Here is a 20,586-nt window from a genome sequence, read left to right on the forward strand (position 1 = left end):
GGCGGGGGTGTCTGACTGAAGAGCCAACTCCCTGAGTCGGTTTGAGTTGGAGCTGTTGGGCGAGCCCACTACCAGAACTAAGTCGCACTGCTTGGCTAGCTCCTTGACGGCATCCTGGCGGTTTTGGGTAGCGTAGCAGATGTCGTTCTGTTTTGGGCCCTGAATCTCCGGGAAGCGCTCCTTCAGGGCCTTGATGACCTTGGCCGTGTCGTCCATGGAGAGGGTGGTTTGGGTGACGAACGCGAGGTTTTCGGGATCCTTGATTTGCAGATCCGCTACATCGTCGGCGGTCACCACCAGATAGATGCCACCGCGACCGCCTTGGTTATTGTATTGCCCCATGGTTCCTTCCACTTCCGGGTGGCCTCGGTGGCCAATCAGGATCACTTCATGACCGTTTTTGCTGTGTCTCGCCACTTCCAGGTGCACTTTGGTGACCAGCGGGCAGGTGGCGTCAAATACCTGTAGTTTGCGTCGCTCCGCCTCGCTCCGCACGGCTTGGGCGACGCCGTGGGCACTGAAGATGACGGTGCTGTCTGGCGGAATCTCGTCCAGTTCGTCGACAAATATGGCACCGGCCTTTTTTAAGCTGTCCACCACATAGCGATTGTGCACCACTTCGTGGCGCACATAAATGGGAGCGCCGAATATCGCCAGGGCGCGTTCCACGATCTCGATGGCGCGATCGACCCCGGCGCAAAATCCACGGGGATTGGCGAGTAGTATTTCCATGAGTGACTTGTCCGGTTCTATTCAGGGTTGTTAACGCTGATGATCTCGACAGTAAAGACGATATCATGCCCAGCCAGTGGATGGTTGAAGTCGACCTTCACCTGCTCATCGTCCAGTTCCTGAACGATGCCGGCCAATTCATCCCCGGCCGGCGTGGCGAAACTGACGACCAATTCAGGTTCCAACGCCATATCTGCCGGGAAGGCGCTGCGGGGCATGGAATAAGCCTTCTCTTCATCCCGTGGACCAAAGGCGTTATCCACCTCCAGGATGAGCGACTGTTTCTCTCCCGGCTTCAGCCCGTAAAGGGTCTTTTCAAGGTTTTCTGTCAGGTTGCCGGTGCCCAGGGTGAGCGTAACCGGTTCATCGTCAAAAGTGGTGGTAATGACTGTGCCGTCACACAAGGCGATCGCGAAGTGTAGGGTTACTTCGCCACTTGGAGTGATTTCCGGGGTCTGTTCAGACAAGGTAGTGATTCCGTATAGGTTGTAAATGGAGCTCGATACTATCGAGACGGCACAAGGGTTCAGAGATCCTTGCACCAATAGACCTCTTCGCCGCCATCCAGCCGGGCCAGGACCCGTGCGACAACAAACAGTAGATCGGAGAGTCTGTTGAGATATCTAAGGCCGGTCTGGTTGACCGATTCATGTTCATCTTTGGCTAGTTGTGTCAGTCGTCGTTCGGCGCGGCGACAGACCGCCCGGGCGTGGTGGCAACTGGCGGAGAGTAAGTTGCCGGCTGGCAGGATGAACTCCTGTAGCGGTGGTAGCTGTTCGTTTAGCTGATCCAGGTGTTGTTCCAGTCCTGTCACTGCCGCGTCGCTCATGACGCTATAGCCCGGCATGGCCAGCTCGCCGCCCAGATCAAACAGGCGATGTTGGATCCCGGTCAGCAGCTGTTCGATCTCAGTAGGCGGGCCCTGGGTGATCAGGATGCCGATCAGGCAATTCAATTCGTCAATGGTGCCGATCGCCTCAATACGCGCGTTATTTTTTTCGACCCTTCGGCCGTCACCCAGTCCGGTTGTTCCCTTGTCGCCGGTGCGGGTGTAGATCTTGGAGAGTCTGTAGCCCATGTTTCTCGTGTCTGCCTGGATAGTGGGGATCAGATTATAGCAAGTGACACGCAGGGCGTCTTTGGGATTGATTGGCGGCTGGTTTATGGGGCTATTGCAATAATTTCAATAAGGCGTATGATTTTCTTAATCTAATAATTTATGTAAGTTGCATATCTATATGATTAATAAAGACTATGCGTTGTTTAGTGAGCTGCCGCTATACGAGGTGAAAGAACTGAGTATGGAGGAGGCGCTGCTAGTCCTGGCGGCGGAGAAAGAGTCTCTGCAGCAGACAATATGTTTGTCGGTGCTGATGCCGGAGCGTTGTTCGGCACAAGTGGTATCGCTTTCGGCCGGATCAGCGGCCGCCTGACCGGTATTTCTGTCGGCCGGAGACGTGGTTACCGTTTCGTCAGGAGAGCAGTTCTTGAGTGATGAAGAGATAGCCAAGGACACTGAGTAAAACGGCAATGCTGGCATATTGAAGGATGATGCAGATGCCTGGAAGGCTGTTACACGCTTTGCTGAAACCACACAACTTGCAATTTTTCAAACGATTACCTCCTAACTGCTGCCCCTGATTTAATCATGGTCTGGGGTCTACCTGTCGCTCGCTATCCTCTCATATCCACGGATTTAAACACCCTGTATAAATGCTTATTTATCCATAAGTTATATTTATTCTTGTGATTGACTGAAGGGACCTGTCTATGACCGGTACAAACGATAAGGCTGGTTGGCAGTCACATCAATGAGCAGGCCCGCCTATGCTATTTGGCCTTGGCGGACCTATTCAGATAAAAAACCAGGGGCTATTTTAACGAGGCCGATGGGGTAGAATTGGCAGTTAACTGGCGCTGATACCAGAGTGGGTCAGAAACCTAGCCGATTGAGGAGTATTAAGATGCTGATTGAAGGGCCCATGAATATCACCATTTCTGATCCGGCCGATGGTCAGGGCAAGGTGTTGGTGATCCTGTTTACCCCGGAATTCCAGGCATTGTCACTGGAAGAGCAAGGTAAACAGTTTCAGGACTACATGACCCTGTTATCCGGGCATATGCATTCTACCGATAGTGTTGATGAGCGAAACCGGGCGGGCATGGCGATTATCTACCAATTCGCCGATCAGCTATTACCCCATATCATCAGTGGTGACCTGGCGCTGGAGGAGCGGATTGTGTTGCAGATTCGTCAAGCGTCGCAGGCGGTTGCCCTGACCGACCTGCTTGCCTCAAAACCCAACTGATCGCATGAGTAATCCTTCACCCCAGGTCGGTTTTGTCAGTTTGGGCTGTCCGAAAAATCTGGTTGATTCTGAGCGCATACTCACCCAGCTTCGGGCCGAGGGCTACGATATTGCCTACAGCTATGAAGGGGCCGACTTGGTGGTGGTCAACACCTGCGGTTTTATCGATGCGGCGGTGGAAGAGTCGCTGGAAACCATCGGTGAAGCGCTGAACGAGAATGGCCGGGTGATTGTTACCGGCTGCCTCGGCGTCAAGGAGGATGAGGTGCGTACGGTGCATCCGGGTGTGTTGGCGGTTACGGGCCCCCACGCCTATGAGGCGGTGATGGAGGCGGTGCATGCTCACCTGCCGGCGCCCCATGATCCCTACACCAGCTTGGTGCCGCCTCAAGGGGTGAAGCTGACGCCGCGTCATTATGCCTACCTGAAGATATCCGAGGGGTGTAACCACCGTTGCACTTTCTGCATCATTCCGCAATTGCGCGGGGATCTGGTGAGTCGCCCGGTAGGGGAAGTGGTCAGGGAGGCGGAGAACCTAGTCAGTGCCGGTGTCAGAGAACTGCTGGTGGTGTCACAGGACACCAGCGCCTACGGCGTGGACCTCAAGTACCGCACCGATCTCATCGGTGGGAAGTTATTGAAAACCCGGCTGAAGGAGTTGGCGACGGCACTGGGGGAGCTGCCGGCGTGGACCCGGCTGCACTATGTTTATCCCTATCCCAGCGTGGACGATCTGATCCCACTCATGGCCGAGGGGCATATCCTGCCCTATCTGGATATGCCGCTGCAGCATGCCAATAGCGCTATCCTGAAGGCGATGCAGCGTCCGGCCGCCAGTGAAAAGGTGCTGGAGCGGATCCGCCGCTGGAGGGAGATCTGCCCGGAGCTTACCCTGCGCAGTACCTTTATTGTCGGATTCCCGGGCGAAACCGATGCAGCGTTCGACGAGTTGCTGGCATTTCTGGAAGAGGTGCGACTGGATCGCGTTGGCTGCTTCACTTATTCGCCGGTAGAGGGGGCAACGGCCAATGCATTGGACGGCGCGGTGCCCGAGTCCCTCAAGCAGGAGCGACTGGAACGTTTTATGGCGCTGCAGGAGCAGATCAGCCGTGAACGGTTGGCCGAGAAAGTGGGCAAACAGATAATTGTACTGGTGGATGGGGTGACCGAAGAGGCGGTGTTCGCGCGCAGTTCCTCCGATGCACCGGAGATCGATGGTAATGTGTTGATTGCGGGCGGTTGGGATCTGGAACCGGGCGATTTTGTAGAGGTAAAGATCACCGGCTCGGACGCACACGATCTGTACGCCGAACCGGTGTTATAGCCGGGAGTTCAAGCGGTCTTCGCGCCCAGCGCCTTGAGGATGTTGGCCAACGGGCAGAAGCCGGTAAAGGCGGACTGGAACAGGTTGACGCCGACAAAGGCGGTGAACCAGTGCCAATGGGTGCTATGGAAAATCGGGCTCTGTTCCCAGCCGAGTGCCAGGCTGAGCAGGATAAAGAATCCGGCAAAGGCGAGAATCATACGGTCGACGGTCATGTTATACCTTCCTCTATTCGGGGTGTTCGGGCGAAGGGTATCGCCCTTAAAATGAAAAATACATTAGCATATTCTAATATATTGTCAAATCCATTATGGAGTCCCGGGGTGTGAACAGGGCAGTGGACGGCCACAGGAGGCTGATCGAACGGTTACGGGATCCGGCATGTTGGCCGGATGAGGTGGGGCCGGACCTGGTGATCGAGACCCATATCTCCACCGTTCTGCTGGTTGGCCGGTTCGCTTACAAAATCAAGAAGCCGCTGAACCTCGGCTTTCTCGATTTCTCTACCCTGACGCTACGGCACCATTTCTGTGAAGAGGAGATACGCCTCAACGGACGTCTGGCTCCCGATGTCTATCTCGATGTGGTACCCATCAGCGGCACGCATGATGCGCCACGGCTTTTCGGTAAGGGGAGGGCCATTGAGTATGCGGTGCGTATGCGTCGGTTTGATCAGGCCGGGCTGCTGTCGGAACACCTGGATCGGGTTACGCCGATGGTGATCAACCGTTTGGCCGAGCGTCTGGCCGCGTTTCATACGGCTATCGATACCGCGGATAGCGGTACCGAGTACGGTGATCCGGGGCGGGTGCCGCTTCCCATGCGGGAGAACTTTATCCAGATACGCGCCCTGATCCAGGATCGGACGGTTTTATCCCTGTTGGAGCAGCTTGCCGACTGGACCGAGCGGCGGTTTGAACAACTTGAACCGCTACTGCGTGAACGCAAGCTTGGCGGATTTATCCGTGAGTGCCACGGCGACCTGCACCTGGGTAATATCGCGCTGGAGGGGGATGACCTGCTGATCTTCGACGGTATCGAATTCAATCCGGCACTGCGCTGGATCGACGTAATCAGCGAATTGGCGTTCCTGCTGATGGACCTGGATGAAAAGGGTTTGCAAGCGCTCTCCCAGCGTCTGTTAAACCGCTACCTGGAGTTGAGCGGAGACTACACAGCTTTGCCCCTGCTGCGTTTCTACCAGGTTTACCGGGCCATGGTGCGGGCCAAGGTCACGGCGATTCGACTTGCGCAGGGGGATCTGTTACCGGCCGAGCATGCGCGTCTGGATGCCGAGTTCAACGCCTATCTGCAATTGGCCCGGCGTTATACGGCGAGCGGCAGCGGCGGGGTGATCATTACCCACGGATTTTCTGGATCGGGCAAGAGCACCGGGACCCTGACCTGTCTTGAGCAGTTGTCGGCGGTGCGGGTACGCTCGGATGTGGAGCGCCGCCGCCTGGCCGGCATCGCCGCCGACCAGGCGAGCCATTCGGTAACGGATGGGGGGATCTATCAAGTCGATTTTTCGAGGCGCACCTATGCGCGGCTGGAGCAACTGGCTGGCGCGATTGCCGAGACCGGCTGGGTGGCGATCGTGGATGCCACCTTTCTGCGCCGGGACCAACGGCAACGCTTCCAGCAACGGGCAGAGGCGCTGCAGATACCTTTCCTGATCCTTGATTTTCGTCTGCCGGAGGCGCAACTGCGTCAGCGCATCGCCAAGCGTCAGCGGCAAGGAACCGATCCTTCGGAAGCTACCCTGGCGGTACTGGAAAAGCAGCTTGAAACGGCACAGCCGTTGACAGTAGATGAGTTGAAACAGACTCTCTCTGTCGAGAGTGACCACTTACCTATGGATGAGATCCGGGCGCGGCTCAAGCGTTAGTGTGCTTCCCGCGCTACGCGACTGGCTGGGCTTGTCTGGCACCTGGAGGTACGGTTTATAACAGTTCGGTATCGTCGTGTCGGTAGGGTGGCGCGCAGCAGCAGAGGATCAGCAGGTCTTGATCGCCGCTGTTACGGATGGCGTGGGCCGTGCCAGGTGGGATCAGTACACTGTCGCCGGTCTCTACCTGAAACGTCTTGTCGCCCAGTAGCATCATGCCGCTGCCCTGGGTAATGTGGTAAATCTCTTCCGATTGTCGATGACGATGCAAGTGAGTGGTTACTCCGGGTGGTACCGTGGCCTCGGCCAAGCTCTGGTTTTTTACCGGTTGCCGCCCGGGATGCAGCAGTTCGCGGATCAGTGAACCGTCTTTGGTTTGATAGGGCGCAATATCCCGCTTGGCGCTTTTCATCCTTGTGGCACCTGCCGTGCGGCTTCCCGTATCACCTCCGGGGTGGCGCCGGCCCGGTGGGCGTTTTCGCTGATGTGGCGTCGCCAGGCGCGGGCGCGCGGCTGCCCCTGGAACAGCCCCAGGATATGGCGGCTAATACGGTTTACCGGCGCCCCTTCGGCATGGGACCGTTCGGCAAACGGCATCAACTGTTCAACGATCTCATGACGGCTCGGGATCGGATGGTCATCGCCATACAGGCGGCGATCTGCCTCCGCCAGAATCCAGGGGTTCTGATAAGCCTCGCGCCCGATCATCACGCCATCCACCTGCTGTAACTGCTGTGCCGCTTGATCCAGGGTGGCGATGCCGCCGTTGATGATGATCTCCAACTGCGGAAAGTCCCGTTTGATCCGGTGCACCACATCATATCGAATCGGCGGGATCTCCCGATTCTCCTTTGGGCTGAGTCCGTTGAGCCACGCCTTGCGGGCGTGGATGATGAAGGTGTTGCAACCGGCTTGCGCCACAGTCCGCACAAATTTTACCAACCACTCATAGCTGTCCAGCTCATCGATGCCGATACGGTGTTTCACCGTGACCGGCAGATAAGTGGCATCACGCATGGCGGCAACTCCTTCGGCGACCAGTTCCGGGGTAGCCATCAGACAGGCGCCAAAACGTCCGGACTGTACCCGGTCGGAGGGGCAGCCCACATTCAGATTGACTTCGTCATACCCCCACTGCTCAGCCAATCGGGCGCAGGTGGCCAGTTCAACCGGATCGCTCCCACCGAGCTGCAGCGCTACCGGGTGTTCGGCGGGGTCGAAATCGAGATGGCGTGGCTGGTCACCATGCAGTAGCGCACCGGTGGTTACCATCTCGGTATAGAGCAGGGCGTGACGGGTGATCAGGCGCAGGAAGTAACGACAATAGCGGTCGGTCCAGTCCAGCATGGGGGCAATACAGAGACGGCGGTCGATCATGAGGCGTGGGGTCGTGTTCGTGGATGGCTGAATTGTATCCTTTTCCACCCGTGATACCAATCCGGGGCGAAGGTTATCAGCCGTCATTCAGTCAATTGCATAATGCCGGTATCGACTTGAGGCGGGTTAAGAGGTGAGACGTTTAGCCATCTATAGACTTGTGCACCATAATCGATGTGTCGAAGTCCGCCCGTTTGCCGATGGGATTGTCAAATATCCCGATCGCCAATCAAAACCGAACCGTCTTCTTCAAAATCCTCGTTTTCGATCAGCTTGCGTGCCGCCGCCTGTATTTCCAGCCGGTGTGCGGTGACTGTGCGCATCGGCTCTTCAGTTGAAGCGCCGAACCGGTCGCGTAATAATTCTAACGGAATCCGGCATAACACCCGACGCTTGTCGACATCGGCTGCGACAGTCGCGACTTTTGTTTTGGCATTCCAGCATTCGAGTTTGGGAAATGAGATCACGGAATCTCCGGAGATGGGTGTTTGATGGCGGGTCAGTAACATGTGATCTCCTGTTGAGTGCCTGCATGCTGTCCGGAAGTTGCCGGTTTCGCATGTAATAAAACACCTTGCACGGGTTGGGGTGCGGCGTAAAAAGAGATCCCTTTTCGTGAGCCGGTTATTGTAGTGATGGGTGAGCAATGAAAAGAGGCTTAATTTCAACCCACTATAGCCTAATTTGTCGTCAATTGCCGGTTTACTTGCATGGGGTATGGCAACCGCTTGGTCGCCAACGGGTAATTCGCTGCCGAGAATACGCGGTGGCTGATTCACTTTCATTTCATTGACGGTACTGTAATGATGCGGTCAGACTATTTTGCGCTACGCTATCTTTGAAGGTTTTGCTCTAGTCGATTGATATCCAGTTCCTTGCGATCTACAGTGGTATTGCCTCCGCGATCGAATCGCCGCTGATCGCTCGGTTGGATGGAGGCAGTACCTTGATTGAGTCAGCTGGCTGTCGCCAGTGACCCATGGTTGAATTTAAAATTTCCGGGAGTCGTCAACATGCTACCTGAAGTAAATACTATCCTTTATGCCAGTGATCTGGGAAATCATATGCGGCCCGCTTTCCGCTTTGCGGTCAGTCTGGCGACCAAGTATCACTCAAAGATTGTCATGCTCCACGCATTGGAACCGTTGGGCAGTACCAGTCGGGCGTTGATGGAGAATTACCTGGATGCCGATCAGCGTAAGCGCTTGCAGCAAGAGGGCTATGAGCAGGTCCGGCAGAATATGAAGCAGCGTTTGGCTGCTTTCTCAGCGGATGAACAGGCAGTGCTGGGTGATGACCATTCGCCTGAGGTGGAGGTGGTCGTGGTAACCGGTCATGCGGCACAGGTGATTGTTGAAGAGGCGCGGAAACGAGACGCTGAGTTGATTGTTATGGGGGCCCATACAGATCCCTCTCTTGGACACAAACTGACGGGATCCACCACACGGAAAGTTATTCACGACAGCACAATACCGGTGCTGATTGTACCGGTATAGATCGAGGGGTGAATATTAAATCAATCAGCAACATCTAATCGGCTGAATTGTCCATAGTCAATGGCGTCGCGATAATTTGATGGTAGAACGCATAACCTATGCGAACCTCTGTCGCCCGGGGAAGCCCCGGCGAGATTCGCAATGTTTTCTGCCGATGGAATGAGTTCCGATACGACAGCGGTTGCCAGGCCAGTGAAACCTTTATGTAGATGGAAAACCGGAATAGGCGGAACCGCACCGGTACGCGGGACGCCATCGTTAACTTCCAACACAGACTGATTCGCCAATATGGGTCAGAAGAGGCGCCAGCTCCAGGTCATGCCGTTCACTGCTTTAAAATCCAAGGGCATCCCCTTGCGGACTATTCTGATTGTCCCCTTTGTGGTGCTGATGTTGACGGCAGTCGGCTTGACCGGTTACCTCGCATTTCGCGATGGTCGTCTTGCTGTTCATGACGTAGCGACACAACTGCGTGGTGAGATCAGCAGCAAAATCCAGCGTCATCTGCAGAGCTATCTGAACACGCCGCGGCTGATCAATAAAATCAATGCCGCTGCGTTAGAACAGGGACTACTTGCGTCCGATGATGTGCCGGCGATGGAGCATTATTTCTGGGAACAGATTCAGGTGTTCGATTCGGTTACCAGTATCTATTTCGGCAACCCTCGGGGTGGTTTGGTGGATGCCGGAAGAGAGGGAGCGAAAGGGACGTCTTATGTCATTGCTACCGATGGATTTACGCGGGGGCCATTTAGGAAGTATGCGACCGATAGCCAGGGTAGACGTGTTGATTTACTGTTAACGGTGCCGGATTTTGATGCGCGTAGCCGGCCCTGGTATTCGCGTGCAGCGAAAACCGGGCGGGATGCCTGGAGTGACATCTATATCCTGTTCACCGGTCAGGATATGGCGATTGCTGCCAGTCGACCGGTATATGATACCCAGGGTGGATTACTGGGTGTCGTTTCCAGCGATATTTTTCTCTCCCAGCTTAGCGGCTTTCTGCAAGAGTTGAAAATTGGCAAGACCGGTGAAGCCTTTATCGTCGAGCGATCCGGCTTACTGGTTGCTTCATCCACCGGAGAGGCGCTGTTTTCCCAAGCGTCCAGTGGGCAATCTCGGCAGCGTTTGAATGCCATGGCCAGTGGCACTCCCCTGGTAAACAGCGGTGTCGGTAAATTAACTGAGCAGTTCGGTGGCCTCGACAAGATTGACAGGAGTCACTCCTACCAGTTCAGCGCCGATGGCCAACGTTACCTTGCCCAAGTGACGCCGCTACTGGAAGGCAGTGGTCTCGACTGGTTGATTGTGGTGGCGATTCCCGAGGTCGACTTTATGGCCAGGATCAATGCCAATGCCCGTTTGACGCTGTTGTTGATACTGGCGTTGCTGGTGCTGACCGTGGGGAGTGGCATTTTTGGCGCACGTTGGTTGATGCGACCTCTGGTACATCTAAGCCATGTGGCACGTAATCTGATTCAGGGCAGGGCCGTGAGCCCGGTGAAGCACAGCCGTATTCGTGAAATCGCTGAGTTGACACACTCCTTCAACACCATGACCCACTGGCTGGAGAAGTCGCTGAATGATCTCAATCGGGAGATTGGGGAGCACCGCCAATCCGAAGAACGGCTGCAGAACATCATCGAGGGCACCCAGGCGGCTACCTGGGAGTGGCAGGTACAGAGTGGCGAATTGCGGGTAAATGAGCGCTGGGCGGAGATCATCGGCTACCGTTTGGAGGAGTTGCTGCCGGTCACTTATGCGACTTGGGAGCGCTACGTGCACCCTGAGGACCGGGTCCGTGCCAACGATCGGTTGAAGCGCCACTTCTCCGGAGAGCTGGACTATTACGAGTGCGAAGTACGCGTGCGCCACAAACAGGGGCATTGGGTTTGGGTGATGGACCGCGGCAAGCTGATCGCACGCACGGAGGATGGGGCGCCCCTGCTGATGGTTGGTTTTCATGCAGATATCAGCCAGCTTAAGGAGTCGCAGGCCTCACTGGATCACCTGGCGCATCACGACCCGCTCACTGGTCAGCCCAATCGCTTGTTGTTGAGCGAGCGCATGCAGCACGCCATCCAACGGGCGGAGCGGCATGGTATACCGCTGGCGGTGATTTTTATCGACCTGGATCACTTCAAGCATATCAATGACAGTCTCGGGCACCCCATCGGTGACCAGTTGTTACAACATGTTGCCCTCGCACTGCGGAGTGCCGTGCGCGCGGAGGATACGGTTGCCCGTATCGGTGGCGATGAGTTTGTGTTGCTGCTGGAAGAGATCGAGGGGGTGGATAATGCCACACAGGTGGCACAGAAGGTGATGGCGCTGTTCGACCGACCATTCATGCTCGAGAATCAAGAGATCAGTGTCTCCGCCAGCCTCGGCATCTGCCTCTATCCGCGTGACGGCCGGGACCCTGATACCCTGTTGCGCAATGCCGATGCGGCCATGTATCGGGCCAAAGAGGCGGGCCGCAATAACTACCATTTTTATACAGAAGAGTTGACGCGCAAATCGATTGAACGGGTGCAGATGGAAAATTACCTGCGTCAGGCGATCAAGGGGGAAGAGCTTTATCTGGTTTATCAGCCCCAGGTAGCACTACAGTCTGGTCGGGTCATTGGCGTTGAAGCGCTGATACGCTGGCGCCATGCGCAACTCGGGATGGTATCGCCAGCTCGGTTTATACCACTGGCCGAGGAGTCTGGGTTGATTCATCCGATCGGCGAATGGGTATTGCATACCGCCTGTCGACAGGGACGGGAATGGCTGGATCAGGGGGTCGATTTTGGTCGCATCGCAATCAATATTTCCGGTCGTCAGATCCAGCAGGGCCGGCTGCCCGAACAGGTAAAACGCTTGCTGGAGGAGACAGGATTCCCCGCTGACTGTCTGGAATTGGAGGTGACCGAGGGTTTCATCATGCGCCAGGCAGAAGCGGCCATCGACCAGCTGAGAAAGTTGCGGGAGCTCGGTGTGGTCCTGGCGATTGATGATTTCGGGACCGGTTACTCTTCCCTGAGTTATCTGAAACAGTTACCGATCCACAAGCTTAAGGTCGACCAATCGTTTGTGCGTGATATTCCCGAAGATCCCAATGATATGGCCATTACCGCCGCTGTGATTGCCATGGGGCTCAGTCTCGGTTTGTCGGTGATTGCCGAAGGCGTTGAGACTGGAGAGCAAGTGGAATTCCTTATCCAGCACGCCTGTCAAGAGGGGCAGGGTTACCTGTTTAGCCGGCCGATTCGTGCTGAACAGTTGGTGGAATTTCTGGCGCAGCGGGCCTGTAACGTCAACCCTGACGATTGATCCAAAGTTTCACACCAACCCTTTCTTGATCATCGATCCCAAGTCACAACCGGCAAACAGGTGCAGGTGGTAGTGAGCTACTTCCTGGTGGGCGTGGCGACCGATATTGCTCAGTGCACGGTAACCGTCAGTTTGCAGTCCCAGTGACTCTGCCGCCTGTTGGACGGCGCGGTAGAAGCCGGTCATCGCCTCAGCCGGGGCGGTGCGGGAGAAATCGTCAAAAGAGACGTATTCACCCTTGGGAATGACCAAGACATGGATCGGCGCCTGCGGGGCGATGTCATGAAACGCCAGTGCGTACTCATCTTCATAGACTTTGTTGCAGGGGATTTCTCCGCGCAAAATCCGCGCAAAGATGTTGTTGGGGTCATAGGGCATGGTAGCTCCAGGGTCGGTCCGGTTGTACGGCAGTTGGGCGCCGCGTAGGGGGCGCAGTTTAGCCTAATGCCGTATCGAATGTGAAGGTGGACGGCAGATGGAACTGCGTTGGCATTACAGGCGTCGTTGTCCGGGAGTGGACTGGCATCATGCAGGCATTGCATCGATAAAAAAACCCGGTCGCCCTTGCGGCTAACCGGGTTGTAAGGTCCAGAAAAATACCGGCCCGGATAGCGCGGTTATCAGTCGCTCTTCTCTTTCTTCTCGGCATCCCCTTCTTTGAGGGATTCGACACACTCTTTGATGTATTCGGCCAACTCAGCGGCGGGCACGTTATCTTCCTTGGCAAAGGTGCGGCAGCGCTCTTCAAGACTCTCTTGTGATTCATCTGCGATGATGGCGCTGCTGGCTCCCAGAGTGAGTAACATCAGCAGCAGGCTGTACAACGACGCTTTTTTCATACACAACTATCCTCAATGTGCAAAGGTCAGTGTCACTTGCCGGTGTCGAGGGTGTTCGTCAGGCAAGCAACAAAAAGGCATTCCGGATCATCGTCAATGCGAATATCCGGCGCTATTTATAAGGGATAGTGCGAGCGCTTTCGAGAGAATATTTATTGTCACCACGATCGGTAACGGTGATCGACAAGCGCATCTGCCGGCCACCGTATTCGATACGGTAGCCGGCAGTGTGAGACCCGGTCAGGTCCCTACCAACCGCGGTTGGCACGCACGGTATAGGCGCTCTGTTTGTTACCGACATAGACTTGGCGTGGCCGCCAGATTTTGCCGTCCGCCTGACGCTTCTGTTCATACCAGTGGGCAATCCAGCCCGGGAGTCGGCCAATGGCAAAGATAACGGTAAACATGTTGGTCGGTATGCCGATGGCGCGCAAAATGATGCCGCTGTAAAAGTCCACGTTCGGGTAGAGCTTGCGCTCGATGAAGTACTCATCCTTCAACGCGATCTCTTCCAGTTTGCGGGCGATACTCAGTAACGGGTCTTTTCTTCCCATACGCTCCAACAACTTTTCGCTGACATCGCGCAGGATGGTGGCCCGGGGGTCGAAGTTCCGGTAAACGCGATGACCAAAACCCATCAGTCGCACCGGGCTGTCCTTATCTTTGGCCAGTTTCACATACTCTTCCGCCGTCATGTTGCCGTTATGGATCGACTCCAGCATCTCGATCACTTCCATATTGGCGCCGCCATGCAACGGTCCCCACAGTGCACTGACACCGGCGGCACAGGAGGCAAACAAGTTGGCACCGCTGGATCCCACCATGCGCACGGTGGAGGTACTGCAGTTCTGTTCGTGATCGGCGTGCAGGATCAGCACCATATTCAGCGCGGCCAGGACTTCGTCGTCGATGGTGTACTGCCGGAACGGTTCGGAGAACATCATGTGCAGGAAGTTGGAAACGTAAGGCAGCGACGGGTCCGGATAATTGTAGGGGAGACCGCGTGACCGGCGATAGGCGTAGGCAGCCAGGGTGCGTACTTTGCTGATCAACCGTGCGGCGGCCCGTTCCACTTGCGTGGCGTCTTCCAGTTCGAGGAACTCCGGATGGAAACAGGAGAGGGTGGAGATCATCGCCGAGAGCACGGCCATCGGCGGTGCCGAGCGTGGAAAACCGGCAAAGTGGTGCTTCATATCCTCATCCAGGTTGGCGTTGTTGGTGAGGCTGGCACTGAAACGCTCGTATTGGGATTTGGTGGGTAATTCACCGAAGATCAACATCAGCGCGACTTCGACAAAGTTGGGGTGGTTCTCCAGCGCATCCAGGGAAATGCCCCGGTAACGCAGGATACCCTGCTCGCCGTCGATAAAGGTCACTTCGCTCTGGCAGCTACCGGTATTGCCCAGTCCCGGGTCGAAGGTGATCAGGCCGCTCTGGTTGCGCAGATTACGGATATCGATGGCGTTGTCACCCTCGGTTCCATAGATCAGCGGCAGCTCATATTCCGCCCCCTGGTAGATCAGTTTTGCAGTATCAGACATGGAAAGCTCCCGGAGAAAAGGGATGAATCGGGTTGGTTGCGGCCGTGGAAAATCGACGTGCCTACATTGGCGTATGTTGAGGCTACAGCGGGCTGTCAGGAAGTGTTTTACAACAAAACTTTTTGTCCCAGATGATAAAAATAATTTGTTTTTAAAGCGGATGGGATTGGTTTAAATCTCTGCACGAAATGTCCGTCGGACATCATTTATCGGAGGTGGCAGTCGTGAGCAGAAGGGTGCGTAATGTGTTCGTCGGTGAGTTTGACGAACAGGAGTATCGGTCATCCAACCGGAACCGCAATGGTCGGGGACGAAGCCGATATACCGAGGTTGAAGCACCGCGCCGTCGCAATAGAAACCGCCACAAACCCGAGCGGCGAGACTACGACGACTATTAACGAGGGTGGGAAGGGTATCCCTTTCCCGTACACGTCCTCTGCCGGCTCGATCGATACGGGATCACCGTCTGTTTAATCAGATCCATTATTCATAGTTTCGGATAGGTACCTTGCTATAGCCGCGTCCGTGCACTCTAATTAAAACATGAGGGTGCCGGGTGGACCGGATTAATCTCCGTGCATCATTCCAAAACAAATAAACAGATGCCTGTTGCTTGGACGGAGAAGCGTTTACCGGGTGGCGGATGAATACAGGTGATCGGGGCAGAGTTTCATGTTGCAAGCAATTACTACGGCGCGTTCACTGTTGGTCGGCCAGGGTATCGAACTGCGTCGTCTCAGCCAGGTCAAGATACTCTCGCGTGATCCCACGACTATCGCGGTGGAAGAGGATGGCTATGCGGTGCTGTTCCGTTTTGGTGTCGTGGTGCTGTTCAATGTCTCTGCCCTGGCGGAAGCGTCGTTTTTACAGTTGTTGCGCGATTTTGTTGTTGAGCCCTATGACAACCTGACGGTTGAATCCCTGGAGATCGAGGTGGTACCGGGGGAGGCCGAACGGCTGGAACAGGGTCGGTTGATTCTGCCGGAAGCCGGGTTGCCGCTGCTGCAGGTGGTGGCGGATATCCTGGCCAAGAGTCTGGTGCTGGATGATTATGAAAAACGGGCCGCCGGGGCGTTTGACCGCATCGAGCCGCTGGCGGAGCGCATGCAGTCCGGTGGGCGTCTGCCCAGACAGGTGAATGAACTACTTGGCCATATCGGTGAAATCCTGCAGATTCAACACCGTATGGTGGGGCGTGCCCAGGTTGGAGAGAAACCCGATATCCTGTGGGATCATCCGGAGCTGGAGCGTATCTGGAAACGCCTGGAAAACGAGTACGAGATCGATGAGAGACAAATCGCCCTGGAGCGCAAACTGGACCTGATTAGTAATACCGCCGAGACGTTGCTCGGTTTGTTGCAGGATCGCCGGACCCTGCGTGTGGAGTGGTATATCGTCATACTGATCGTGGTGGAAATTGTGCTCACGCTGTATGAGCTGTTTTTCAGGCACACTGAATGAACCCACCTGACGCGGCTACCGCTGTGCAGATCAGGCAGGCACGCCCCGAAGATCTGGCTGCCTTGGTAGCGCTGGAGCAGCGCTGTTTCGACGCCGATCGCATCTCCCAACGACAGTTCCGTTATCTGCTGACCAAGGGTAATGCCTCGATCCTGGTAGCGGAGGAGGCGGGTGTGCTGCAGGGTGATGTGGTGTTGCTGTTTTCCCGCGCCACTTCCGTGGCACGTCTCTATTCGATTGCCGTGATCCCCGAAGTCAGGGGTAAAGGGCTCGGACGTCGTCTGATGAAAGCGGCGGAAACCGAGGCCTGGGCGCATCACCGGGCGTACCTGCGGCTTGAAGTGCGTAAAGATAATCAGGCGGCAGTACGTCTCTATGAATCGTTGGGTTATCGCCGGCTCGGAGAGTTTCCCGACTATTATGCCGATCACATGGATGCGTGGCGGCTGGAGAAGTCGCTGGCGCCGGATCTGCATCCGGATCTGACACAAGTCCCGTTTTATGAGCAGAGCTTGGAGTTCACCTGTGGTGCCGCATCACTGATGATGGCGATGAAGGCTTTAACACCGGAAGTGGATTTTTCCCGCACTCTGGAACTACGGCTGTGGCGCGAGGCAACCACCATATTCATGACCTCCGGGCATGGCGGCTGTGGTCCCTATGGTTTGGCGCTGGCGGCGGTAAAACGGGGTTATGCCGTCGATGTCTACGTCAGCGGAGAGGGTACCCACCTGGGTGACTCGGTGCGCAGTGAGCATAAGAAAGAGGTGATGCGGCTGGTTCAGGAAGATATGTTCGAACAGCTGCGCGCGCGAGGTGTGCCGGTGATTCGTACCGGCGTCACCGTGCAAGAGATCGAAGAGTGTTTGGCGCGTGGTGGCATACCGCTGGTGCTGATCAGTTCGTGGCAAATCTACAAGGCGCGGGTGCCCCATTGGGTGGTGGTCACCGGTTCGGATGAAAATTTTATCTACGTTAACGATCCGTTTGTCGATCGTGAGGAGGGGGAGACCCTGATCGACTCCATACATATGCCTATTCTCAAGGATAAATTTGCCAGCATGGCCCGCTATGGACGCGTCGGCCTTCAGGCGATGGTGGTGCTTTACCATGATTGAAAACGAATAAGGACGAATACAAGGCGATGCCTGAACATCTATTGCTTGTTGAAAGGGCCAGCTACTGGAAGGGACAGATAGACGGTTATCCGGTGGTGACCGCAGCCGAATATCTGACCGATCCTCGCTGGCAACAGAAAAAGGACCTGCGGATTGTCAATCTCTGCCGCTCCCAGCGTTATCTGGGCGAAGGTTATTACTGCTCGTTGCTGGCTGAGGCGCGTGGCCACAAGATTATCCCCTCGGTCCGTACCCTGCGAGACCTGAGCCGTAAGTCCCTCTACTCATTGGAGACGGAAGATCTGGATAAACAGGTGCAGCGCATACTGGGGCGGCGTCACAAAGGCGTGGAGACCACCTCCTTCAGTGTCACGATGATGTTCGGCAGTTCTCCGCTACGTGATTTCCAGTCCCTGGGTCGGGAGCTGTTTGAGCTGTTTCGAGCGCCGCTGATGCGGGTGTCATTTGAAAAGAAAGGCGAGTGGCGTATTACCGGTATCCGGGCGCTGGGTATTCAGGATTTAAACGACGAACAGGAGGCGGAGTTTGGCGATGCGCTGAAGGGTTACCTCAGCAAACGTTGGCAAGGTCCGCGACAAAAACGCCAGGGTCGCTATGACCTGGCCATTCTGCATAATGCGCAAGAAGCAATGCCTCCCTCCGATGCCAAGGCGCTGAAGAAATTTGTCCGGGCGGCTAAAAAATATGCGCTGGATGCGGAGTTGATTTCACCCAAGGATTTTGGCCGGCTGGGTGAATTTGATGCGCTGTTTATTCGCGAAACCACGGCGATTGATCATCATACCTATCGCTTTTCCAGGAAAGCCGCCTCGGAAGGGCTGGTGGTGATCGATGATCCTGACTCCATCCTGCGCTGTACCAATAAGATCTATCTGGCGGAATTGTTGAAGGCTCATCGGGTCTCCACACCGGAGACCGTGGTGGTGCGCGCCGGCGGGTTGGATGAACTGGAACAGAAGCTGGACTATCCGATCGTGCTCAAAGTGCCGGACGGCTCTTTTTCGCTAGGGGTGTATAAAGTGGAGAGCCGATTGCAACTCGAGCAGGTAGCCAGGCGCCTGTTCAAGGATTCCGATCTGTTGCTGGGCCAGGCCTACACCTACACCCCGTTCGATTGGCGGGTGGGTATTCTTAATCGCAAACCGCTTTACGTCTGTCAGTATTTCATGTCCAAGGATCATTGGCAGATATACGATCATGCGAGTCAGGAAAAGGAGGGGGACTTTCGTACCTTTGCCGTGGAAGATGCGCCGAGGCAGGTGGTGGAGACGGCGCTGAAAGCGGCCAACCTGATCGGCAACGGCCTATACGGCGTAGATCTGAAAGAGACCGATGCCGGGGTGGTGGTGATCGAAGTGAATGATAATCCGAGTATCGAGGCCGGCGTGGAGGATCAGGTGCTGGGTGACAGTCTGTACGATGAAATTATGGCGGAGTTTCTGGCGCGCATAGAGGCGGGGAAAAATCCACTCAGCAGTGGTCGTGGTTCGAACGGTTGATGGCGGGGCGGATGGGCAACTCGAAGCTGCCCATCCACGGTTCTGCCATCGTCAAGTCATGAACCTTAGTCATCCCAGCGTCCAAACCCAGGGATCTTTACGGTATGTTCATCATACAGTCCCTGCTTGGCACTCTGGTGGCAGCGGTCACAATGGCTGAATGATTTGACCTGCGGATTGTCCTGTACCATTTTTTTATCAAGCTCGCTGTGTTCATAAACAAAGTAGCGCAACTCGGTGATGCGTAGGGGCAGCGGCCGGTCTCCCTGTGCCGCCATGATTTTGTTCGGCAAACCGTAGTTGGCCCGGCCGGCGGCATTGTTGAGAAGAAAGTTGCGAATGGCATTGGTGTCTGTCTCGGCCAATTCGGCATTCTCCCCGAAATGGTTATCCAGACTGTCCATGATGGTTTCCCACGAACCTGCCGGAAGCAGACCGGGCTGATAGGGGAAATGGCAACTGCCGCACTCCTGGGTATAGAGCCGGGTCTCTACCGGGTCGATGCCTGGGGTAGTGCGCTCAAACCAGGCGATCAAGGAGTGCTTCCCGTCATCATCATCGCTTAACGCGATACCGGTGGTGGTCAGTAATGAGACGATAACTAAAAGTAAGATGGCTAAATAGGTACGCTTCATGTTTACCTCTCAGTGGTGAGTTATCCGTTCTGGTTGCGTATAAACAGAATCAGGTCGCCCTTCTCCTGTGGTGTGCATTCGCGGCCAAAGGTCCACTTGCAATTTCTCTTGAACCACTTTTCTATTTTTTTACTGTTGGTCAGGCGTTCTGGTGCGATAGCAGGGTTCATCGGGTCAATCACCTTTCCCGTACGGATATGCTTGCCCGGCAGGTTCAGGTTTTTACCATGACAGTCGCTGCATCGTCTGTCATCGGTATCCGGTACAGGACGGTTTGCCTTGAGCCAGAGTTGTCGCCCGGCCATGGGGTCGAACGGTCCAGCTCCCTGGTTCCGGTAACCGTTTAACGATTCGTCTGCTGTTGCGAATACCTGGGACGTGGCGGTAACCAGCAACAAACTCATGAGCAGGTTGTATTTCATGGTGACCTCTTTTAGGTGCGGATCAATAGGGCGCCTGTTTGCGGCCATTGATCATGGATCGGACAAGATTTTCCCCGTGCTGGATACTGGCCATTAAAACGCCGGCAAGATGGAACAACACCAGTAGCAGGGTGAAGTTGGCGAAGAACTCGTGGATCTCTTCGGCGGCCTTGCCGATATAGAGTGGAGCGTTGGCCATAACATCGGCAAGCGGACCGGCAGATTGCTCGGCTCCATAATTGATCAGGCCGGAAAGGATGGTCAGGCTAAGAGCGACCATCAGGGCGACGACCATGGCGCCGCCGGCCGGGTTGTGGCCCACGAACCGATCAGCCTTGAAGCGTACAACCTGCTTCAGGTAGCCGATGACGGTTGTCGGCGGATGGATGAAGTCTTTAAAACGGGCATGGCGTGAGCCGATAAATCCCCAGATTATGCGAAAGCCGATCAAGCCGATAATGGTATAGCCGGCGAAGCTATGTAGTGATATGAAATCATCTTCGGTGATGTAAGCGATCATAAAGCAGATCGCAAGGGACCAGTGGAATAGTCTTACCGGCAGGTCCCATACGCGGACCTCGTTGCTGGGTATATCAGTACGCATAG

Annotated in this window: 23 protein-coding genes; 10 read left to right on the forward strand and 13 right to left on the reverse strand. The window is 55.5% G+C overall.

Annotated features, from left to right (window positions below):
* The 3 genes from ispH to ACQY5R_RS02365 form a co-directional block, all read right to left on the reverse strand.
* On the reverse strand, nucleotides 1-732 hold a 732-nt coding region (gene ispH / locus ACQY5R_RS02355; protein ID WP_428603993.1), incomplete at its 3' end, for a 4-hydroxy-3-methylbut-2-enyl diphosphate reductase.
* A 17-nt stretch (nucleotides 733-749) separates the two neighbouring features.
* Nucleotides 750-1,199, reverse strand: a complete 450-nt coding sequence (locus ACQY5R_RS02360) for an FKBP-type peptidyl-prolyl cis-trans isomerase (RefSeq protein WP_428603996.1) — start codon at nucleotides 1,197-1,199, stop codon at nucleotides 750-752.
* 59 nt (nucleotides 1,200-1,258) lie between these two features.
* Nucleotides 1,259-1,810: a cob(I)yrinic acid a,c-diamide adenosyltransferase gene (locus tag ACQY5R_RS02365; RefSeq protein WP_428603999.1), complete on the reverse strand. Its 552-nt coding sequence runs from the start codon at nucleotides 1,808-1,810 to the stop codon at nucleotides 1,259-1,261.
* Between the two features lie 160 nt (nucleotides 1,811-1,970).
* Here ACQY5R_RS02365 and ACQY5R_RS02370 point away from each other — a divergent pair, with 160 nt between their 5' ends.
* The 3 genes from ACQY5R_RS02370 to rimO all read left to right on the forward strand — a co-directional run bounded on the left by ACQY5R_RS02370 (nucleotide 1,971) and on the right by rimO (nucleotide 4,365).
* Nucleotides 1,971-2,165, forward strand: coding sequence for a hypothetical protein (locus ACQY5R_RS02370; protein ID WP_428604001.1), 195 nt, complete (start codon nucleotides 1,971-1,973; stop codon nucleotides 2,163-2,165).
* 531 nt (nucleotides 2,166-2,696) lie between these two features.
* Entirely contained in the window at nucleotides 2,697-3,041 is a 345-nt protein-coding gene (locus ACQY5R_RS02375; RefSeq protein ID WP_428604004.1) for a transcriptional regulator, read from the forward strand.
* 4 nt (nucleotides 3,042-3,045) lie between these two features.
* On the forward strand, nucleotides 3,046-4,365 hold the full coding sequence (gene rimO, locus ACQY5R_RS02380; RefSeq protein ID WP_428604006.1) for a 30S ribosomal protein S12 methylthiotransferase RimO: 1,320 nt from the start codon (nucleotides 3,046-3,048) through the stop codon (nucleotides 4,363-4,365).
* An 8-nt stretch (nucleotides 4,366-4,373) separates the two neighbouring features.
* Here rimO and ACQY5R_RS02385 read toward each other — a convergent pair whose 3' ends face one another.
* Entirely contained in the window at nucleotides 4,374-4,580 is a 207-nt protein-coding gene (locus ACQY5R_RS02385; protein WP_428604009.1) for a YgaP family membrane protein, read from the reverse strand.
* 110 nt (nucleotides 4,581-4,690) lie between these two features.
* Here ACQY5R_RS02385 and ACQY5R_RS02390 point away from each other — a divergent pair, with 110 nt between their 5' ends.
* Nucleotides 4,691-6,253 (forward strand): AAA family ATPase, encoded by a 1,563-nt coding sequence (locus tag ACQY5R_RS02390; protein WP_428604012.1) that lies wholly within the window; start codon nucleotides 4,691-4,693, stop codon nucleotides 6,251-6,253.
* Nucleotides 6,254-6,308: 55 nt separating this feature from the next.
* On the opposite strand, the gene ACQY5R_RS02395 is transcribed toward ACQY5R_RS02390, so the two are convergent.
* The 3 genes from ACQY5R_RS02395 to ACQY5R_RS02405 form a co-directional block, all read right to left on the reverse strand.
* The gene (locus tag ACQY5R_RS02395) at nucleotides 6,309-6,665 is read right to left on the reverse strand and encodes a cupin domain-containing protein (RefSeq protein WP_428604014.1); all 357 of its coding nucleotides are present in this window, start codon (nucleotides 6,663-6,665) and stop codon (nucleotides 6,309-6,311) included.
* On the reverse strand, nucleotides 6,662-7,630 hold the full coding sequence (dusA, locus tag ACQY5R_RS02400) for a tRNA dihydrouridine(20/20a) synthase DusA (RefSeq protein ID WP_428604481.1): 969 nt from the start codon (nucleotides 7,628-7,630) through the stop codon (nucleotides 6,662-6,664). Before dusA ends, ACQY5R_RS02395 begins: the two co-directional genes overlap by 4 nt.
* 209 nt (nucleotides 7,631-7,839) lie before the next feature.
* Nucleotides 7,840-8,409 (reverse strand): DUF1488 domain-containing protein, encoded by a 570-nt coding sequence (locus ACQY5R_RS02405; RefSeq protein WP_428604017.1) that lies wholly within the window; start codon nucleotides 8,407-8,409, stop codon nucleotides 7,840-7,842.
* Between the two features lie 234 nt (nucleotides 8,410-8,643).
* Here ACQY5R_RS02405 and ACQY5R_RS02410 point away from each other — a divergent pair, with 234 nt between their 5' ends.
* Nucleotides 8,644-9,126 (forward strand): universal stress protein, encoded by a 483-nt coding sequence (locus ACQY5R_RS02410; protein WP_428604019.1) that lies wholly within the window; start codon nucleotides 8,644-8,646, stop codon nucleotides 9,124-9,126.
* 288 nt (nucleotides 9,127-9,414) lie between these two features.
* Nucleotides 9,415-12,444: a bifunctional diguanylate cyclase/phosphodiesterase gene (locus tag ACQY5R_RS02415; RefSeq protein ID WP_428604022.1), complete on the forward strand. Its 3,030-nt coding sequence runs from the start codon at nucleotides 9,415-9,417 to the stop codon at nucleotides 12,442-12,444.
* Between the two features lie 9 nt (nucleotides 12,445-12,453).
* Here the strand turns inward: ACQY5R_RS02415 and ACQY5R_RS02420 are convergent, their stop codons facing one another.
* The 3 genes from ACQY5R_RS02420 to ACQY5R_RS02430 all read right to left on the reverse strand — a co-directional run bounded on the left by ACQY5R_RS02420 (nucleotide 12,454) and on the right by ACQY5R_RS02430 (nucleotide 14,824).
* The gene (locus ACQY5R_RS02420) at nucleotides 12,454-12,822 is read right to left on the reverse strand and encodes a histidine triad nucleotide-binding protein (protein ID WP_428604025.1); all 369 of its coding nucleotides are present in this window, start codon (nucleotides 12,820-12,822) and stop codon (nucleotides 12,454-12,456) included.
* Between the two features lie 242 nt (nucleotides 12,823-13,064).
* A complete protein-coding gene (locus ACQY5R_RS02425; protein ID WP_428604028.1) occupies nucleotides 13,065-13,283 on the reverse strand; it encodes a hypothetical protein in 219 nt (72 codons plus the stop codon).
* Between the two features lie 248 nt (nucleotides 13,284-13,531).
* Nucleotides 13,532-14,824, reverse strand: coding sequence for a citrate synthase (locus tag ACQY5R_RS02430; protein WP_428604031.1), 1,293 nt, complete (start codon nucleotides 14,822-14,824; stop codon nucleotides 13,532-13,534).
* A 224-nt stretch (nucleotides 14,825-15,048) separates the two neighbouring features.
* Between ACQY5R_RS02430 and ACQY5R_RS02435 the strand changes: the two genes are divergently transcribed.
* The 4 genes from ACQY5R_RS02435 to ACQY5R_RS02450 all read left to right on the forward strand — a co-directional run bounded on the left by ACQY5R_RS02435 (nucleotide 15,049) and on the right by ACQY5R_RS02450 (nucleotide 18,923).
* On the forward strand, nucleotides 15,049-15,222 hold the full coding sequence (locus ACQY5R_RS02435) for a hypothetical protein (protein WP_428604034.1): 174 nt from the start codon (nucleotides 15,049-15,051) through the stop codon (nucleotides 15,220-15,222).
* 274 nt (nucleotides 15,223-15,496) lie between these two features.
* Entirely contained in the window at nucleotides 15,497-16,285 is a 789-nt protein-coding gene (locus ACQY5R_RS02440) for an RMD1 family protein (protein ID WP_428604036.1), read from the forward strand.
* The gene (locus ACQY5R_RS02445; protein WP_428604039.1) at nucleotides 16,282-17,403 is read left to right on the forward strand and encodes a GNAT family N-acetyltransferase/peptidase C39 family protein; all 1,122 of its coding nucleotides are present in this window, start codon (nucleotides 16,282-16,284) and stop codon (nucleotides 17,401-17,403) included. Before ACQY5R_RS02440 ends, ACQY5R_RS02445 begins: the two co-directional genes overlap by 4 nt.
* 26 nt (nucleotides 17,404-17,429) lie before the next feature.
* A complete protein-coding gene (locus ACQY5R_RS02450) occupies nucleotides 17,430-18,923 on the forward strand; it encodes a RimK family protein (protein ID WP_428604484.1) in 1,494 nt (497 codons plus the stop codon).
* 65 nt (nucleotides 18,924-18,988) lie between these two features.
* Here ACQY5R_RS02450 and ACQY5R_RS02455 read toward each other — a convergent pair whose 3' ends face one another.
* The 3 genes from ACQY5R_RS02455 to ACQY5R_RS02465 are packed head-to-tail and all read right to left on the reverse strand — an operon-like array spanning nucleotide 18,989 to nucleotide 20,584.
* Nucleotides 18,989-19,558: a cytochrome C gene (locus tag ACQY5R_RS02455; RefSeq protein WP_428604041.1), complete on the reverse strand. Its 570-nt coding sequence runs from the start codon at nucleotides 19,556-19,558 to the stop codon at nucleotides 18,989-18,991.
* Nucleotides 19,559-19,578: 20 nt separating this feature from the next.
* The gene (locus tag ACQY5R_RS02460) at nucleotides 19,579-19,980 is read right to left on the reverse strand and encodes a DUF1924 domain-containing protein (RefSeq protein ID WP_428604043.1); all 402 of its coding nucleotides are present in this window, start codon (nucleotides 19,978-19,980) and stop codon (nucleotides 19,579-19,581) included.
* A 22-nt stretch (nucleotides 19,981-20,002) separates the two neighbouring features.
* A complete protein-coding gene (locus tag ACQY5R_RS02465; RefSeq protein ID WP_428604045.1) occupies nucleotides 20,003-20,584 on the reverse strand; it encodes a cytochrome b/b6 domain-containing protein in 582 nt (193 codons plus the stop codon).
* Nucleotides 20,585-20,586 lie beyond the last annotated feature (2 nt).

Source organism: Sedimenticola sp. (assembly GCF_050289425.1).
Taxonomy (GTDB): domain Bacteria; phylum Pseudomonadota; class Gammaproteobacteria; order Chromatiales; family Chromatiaceae; genus Sedimenticola.